This window comes from Pseudocitrobacter sp. 2023LY-00077, from assembly GCF_055796175.1.
In genome coordinates this window covers 1-3006 of the sequence record NZ_JBSPEI010000044.1, presented here as the reverse complement: position 1 = coordinate 3006, position 3006 = coordinate 1, and the positions used below count along the sequence as shown (strand labels likewise).

Annotated in this window: 6 protein-coding genes; 5 read left to right on the top strand and 1 reads right to left on the bottom strand. The window is 50.2% G+C overall.

The genetic code is table 11. The features are described from left to right. Nucleotides 1–436, bottom strand: a 436-nt coding sequence (locus ACWWFX_RS24995; RefSeq protein ID WP_473225072.1) for a helix-turn-helix domain-containing protein, incomplete at its 3' end; no start/stop codon positions are given. 101 nt (nt 437–537) lie between these two features. Between ACWWFX_RS24995 and ACWWFX_RS24990 the strand changes: the two genes are divergently transcribed. The 5 genes from ACWWFX_RS24990 to ACWWFX_RS24970 all read left to right on the top strand — a co-directional run. Beyond that, nucleotides 538–744 carry a Cro/CI family transcriptional regulator gene (locus ACWWFX_RS24990; RefSeq protein WP_421355315.1) on the top strand — a complete coding sequence of 69 codons (207 nt, stop codon included), beginning with the start codon at nt 538–540 and terminating at the stop codon, nt 742–744. Nucleotides 745–866: 122 nt separating this feature from the next. Beyond that, nucleotides 867–1433: a hypothetical protein gene (locus ACWWFX_RS24985; RefSeq protein ID WP_473225071.1), complete on the top strand. Its 567-nt coding sequence runs from the start codon at nt 867–869 to the stop codon at nt 1431–1433. Nucleotides 1434–1521: 88 nt separating this feature from the next. Further along, the gene (locus ACWWFX_RS24980; RefSeq protein ID WP_473225070.1) at nt 1522–1689 is read left to right on the top strand and encodes a hypothetical protein; all 168 of its coding nucleotides are present in this window, start codon (nt 1522–1524) and stop codon (nt 1687–1689) included. Further along, nucleotides 1676–2575 (top strand): DNA replication protein, encoded by a 900-nt coding sequence (locus tag ACWWFX_RS24975; protein WP_473225069.1) that lies wholly within the window; start codon nt 1676–1678, stop codon nt 2573–2575. The genes ACWWFX_RS24980 and ACWWFX_RS24975 overlap by 14 nt, the downstream gene beginning before the upstream one ends. Next, a partial coding sequence (locus tag ACWWFX_RS24970; protein WP_473225068.1) for a DnaB-like helicase N-terminal domain-containing protein occupies nt 2565–3006 on the top strand: 442 nt, incomplete at its 3' end. The genes ACWWFX_RS24975 and ACWWFX_RS24970, both read left to right, overlap by 11 nt.

The following is a 3006-nucleotide window of genomic DNA, read 5'->3' as shown; positions in this document are numbered from 1 at the left end:
CCTCAAGCCAGAATGCGTTGTCGCTGGCTTTCTTGGTCGTGCTTACCCAGCGCTCAGCATCGCGCTCTGTGAACGTACGGAACTCAGGAGAGAACATCCCGGCCTGAACGTGGGAGAATACGGGGTAGTCAAAGTCATTGCTGGTCACCCCCTCTGAAGACACTGCCTTGTACATTTCTTCAATTTCTGAAGCGAGAGAGGGGCTAAAATCACCAACGCTCACCTGGAGCACCCTTGCAAGTGCTGCTGCGTTACTTGCGTTCAGCGCATTTACGCCATTGAGAAGAGCTGCAATAGCTGACTGACCGACGCTTAAAGCATCAGCGATTGATTCCTGTGAGAGCTTAAGAATTGACTTCTTGCTCTCATAAATCGCCTTTAGACGCTTTGCGTCTTCAAGCTGTTCTGCTGTTAAGGGTTTCTTTTTTATGCTCATATCTTGATTCTAACACCGGAAGGGATAATTTAATAACACCGCACGTGTTGACACAAATACCTCCTGCGGTGATAATCATATTCATGCACTAAGGAGGTCGTATGGATCAGCGCATAAAGCTTAAAGATTACGCTCAACGTTTCGGTCAGACTAAAGCAGCTCAGGACCTTGGGGTTTACCAGAGCGCTATCTTCAAAGCACTAACCGCAAAGCGGGATATCACGGTAATTGTTCATGCCGATGGTTCAGTGTCTGCTGAAGAGTTGAAGCCGTTCCCAAGTACCCGCCGCGAATCTAACGCAGCATAAGCACCACCCGCTCTTACACATCTCAGCCCTGAAAAAGGGCGATTTAAAACAACATGTCTTAATGGCTATGCGTGTCTGCGCATGGGCCTATCTATCTATTTGTGTTTCGAAAGGGAAATCACATGCAATCACTTACTTATCAACAGAGTACCGGACTTGAACAACGTCCGTTGATTTCGATTTATCAAAGTGTTCCGCGCAATAACCGTAAGCTAACTCGAATACGGGAGGCGGTTAAGGCCTGGCAAAAAGGCACGCCGGGCCAGTCTCAGGTTCACATTTCTCAACTGGTTGCGAAAGAGTGGCTTTCGCGCGGCGGCAAAGGGTTGTTACTGGCTGGTTCTGAACACAACACGAAGCAGAACTTCTTCCGGATGATTAACGATCCGGGCCCGAAGAACGACAAGGGGTTGATGCTGCTGATCCCCATCATCATCGACGTGATGGCGCGGGATAACGAGAAAGTGGCGAGAGAGTTTGGTCTGGTCGCAAAGACTGAGGCCGAACTGATAGCAGAGGCTATGAAAGAGTGCACTGAAGCGCATCAGGCGAAGTTGCTTGGTCAGCCGATACAACGCCTTGAGAAAGAGGTGAGAGAAGCTGCTGAAGCACTGCTGCGCTTTCTGCCCACTGAATCAATCGCCGCCGTGGTGACAAGTCTGGCCGCTATGGCGCCGGGAGTTATGTGATGGGAAGTATCAAAAAGTCGAAAGCCCTTCTGCTGGAACAGAAAGGGCTCTCAGGTGCAATTCATTTGGAATCGTTGCAGGAGTGAGTATGACAAAAGCTCGCAGGAAGTACCAGGAAAAAGAGGAACGGCGTCACCCTGATTCACCTGATGGCCTGATCGTCGCCGCATCAAAAAACCAGGCGTTCGCAGAGCGTCTTGTTGGGGTTATCCGCATCGCAATGGCTAAGGCAGGGGTGAAGCATGGGCGTCGTTAAATTAGCAGACTACAGGGCAGAGCAGCGGCCTGCTCAAAGCAATGGGGCGGCAAGTATGGGCTTTGTCTATCTGCACCGCCAGTTCATGGATAGCAAGCTCTACAAGGACTCTCAGGCCGTCCATCTGTGGCTACATCTGATCCTTAAAGCTAACCATGCAGATACGGCGGTAATGACTGATATCGGAGAAATGGTTGTAGGCCGTGGGCAAATGATTACAGGCCGCCCGACATTGGTTATGGAAACCTTTATCCCTGACAACAAGGTCAGAAGTTTACTCAGGACTTTTGAGACAAAAGGGATGATAAAAATTGAGTCAAAAGAGCGCAAATTTAGCCTGATTACGATATGCAAATATGACGATTTTCAGGCTCAAAATTGTCCAACAAATGTCCAACGATTGTCCAACGCAAACACCAGTAATGACGCGCCTTTCAGCGATGATTGTCCAACAAATGTCCAACGATTGTCCATAAACAATAATATAACTAATAACTCTCTTACTAACGTAAGAGAGAGTGTATCTGCCGACAAAAATCAGGCAGAGAAAAAACCAAAGATCTCCTGCGAAGAAGTCTTTCAGGCATTGCGTGATGAACTACCCGAAGCGAGAGGATGGAAATTTATCGACGACCGTCGCCGCAATCTGATCCGCTCGTTCTGGGCAAAGGCCAACAAAATCGCCAGAGGGCTGGATGACGGCAAACCGCTGACGATCGAGGGTTTCAGGGATTACCTGAAATACATCCGTGAAAACTGCCGCTGGATGCTGGAAGACCGTCCTGACAACAAGAGCGGTAAGACGTGGCGGCGCAAGAATTTCGATGCGTTCCTGAGCGACAAACTCTATCTGGAAGTTCGGGAAGGAGATCGCGATGACTTCTGAAATCATCACTGTACCTCACAACCTCGAAGCTGAGCAGAGCGTTATCGGCGGCATGCTGCTTGACGGTGGCGACAGTGAGCGCGTCCAGAAAGTGCTGGCAATGCTGAAGCCGGAATCGTTTTACAGCCGGGCCCACCAAGTGATCTTCGCTGAGATGCGCGAGATGTACCGGGATAACAAGCCAGTCGATGGCCTGACACTGTTCGATACGCTGGAGAGCAAAGGGCTCACCGAGAAAGTTGGCGGATTCGGGTACATTGCCGAGCTATCCAAGAACACACCATCAGCTGCAAACATCGTCGCGTATGCCGCCTCTGTTCGTGAAGCTGCAATGGAGCGCTACGGCATCCAGCGCATGACCGAAGCCACTGAGCTGTTGTATGCGCGCAATGGTATGACCGCCACGCAGAAGTACGAAGCCATTCAGGGGA

What these genes read in the sequence shown, in the direction of transcription:
- ACWWFX_RS24990 (WP_421355315.1), top strand. Translation starts at nt 538, where the DNA reads ATGGATCAGCGCATAAAGCTTAAAGATTACGCTCAACGTTTCGGTCAG.
- ACWWFX_RS24985 (WP_473225071.1), top strand. Translation starts at nt 867, where the DNA reads ATGCAATCACTTACTTATCAACAGAGTACCGGACTTGAACAACGTCCG.
- ACWWFX_RS24980 (WP_473225070.1), top strand. Translation starts at nt 1,522, where the DNA reads ATGACAAAAGCTCGCAGGAAGTACCAGGAAAAAGAGGAACGGCGTCAC.
- ACWWFX_RS24975 (WP_473225069.1), top strand. Translation starts at nt 1,676, where the DNA reads ATGGGCGTCGTTAAATTAGCAGACTACAGGGCAGAGCAGCGGCCTGCT.